Below are 852 nucleotides of genomic sequence, written 5' to 3'. Positions count from 1 at the left end.
GGCACCGTGGTCCGTGTCCTGCGACCGCACGCCGTGTCGGTGGCGGTGCTGCCGAACGGTGACCGCGCGCAGGCCAGCGAGCTGACCAGGGTGCACGACGCCGGACTGTTCTCCGACCTCGTCCCCGGCTCCGGCGGCGACTACCGGCTGCTCGTGACCTACGGCGACGGCGCCGGCGGCACGACCGAGCAGACGGTCGACGACCCGTACCGCTGGCTGCCGACGCTCGGCGACATGGACCTGCACCTCAGCGGCGAGGGACGGCACGAACGCCTGTGGGACGTCCTCGGCGCACACGTCCGGGACTACGAGACCCCCTCCGGCCCTGTCGCCGGTACCAGCTTCGCCGTCTGGGCCCCGAACGCCCGCGGTGTGCGGGTCCCCGGTGACTTCGACGGCTGGGCCGGCTGGGCGCTGCCGATGCGCTCGCTGGGCGGCTCCGGGGTCTGGGAGGTCTTCCTGCCCGGCGTCGGCGTCGTCGACCGCTACAAGTTCCGCATCCTGGGCCCCGACGGCCGGTGGCGGGACAAGGCCGACCCGATGGCCTTCGCCACCGAGATCCCGCCGCAGCCGGCGGCGGCCGTGACCCGCGACATCCACGAGTGGACCGACGACGCGTGGATGGCCGACCGCGCGCAGCGCCGCCCGCACGCGGAGCGGATGAGCGCCTACGGGCTGCACCTCGGCTGCTGCGTGCCGGGGCTGGACGACCGCGAGATCGCCGAGCGGCTGGTGGCCGACCTGGACACCACCGGGTTCACCCACGTCGAGCTGCTGCCGGTGGCCGAGCACCCGTTCGGCGGGTCCTGGGGCTACCAGGTGACCTCCTACTTCGCCCCGACCTCGCGGTTC

Annotated in this window: 1 protein-coding gene; it reads left to right on the top strand. The window is 74.2% G+C overall.

Features of this window, described 5'->3' with window-relative positions:
- On the top strand, positions 1-852 hold an 852-nt coding region (locus tag D8M34_RS18315), incomplete at both ends, for a GlgB N-terminal domain-containing protein (RefSeq protein ID WP_446723747.1).

Origin of the sequence: Microbacterium sp. HSID17254, assembly GCF_003989315.1 — a bacterium.
Taxonomy (GTDB): domain Bacteria; phylum Actinomycetota; class Actinomycetes; order Actinomycetales; family Microbacteriaceae; genus Microbacterium.
The sequence above is the reverse complement of the archived record's forward strand: the minus strand, read 5'-3'. Positions and strand labels throughout refer to the sequence as shown.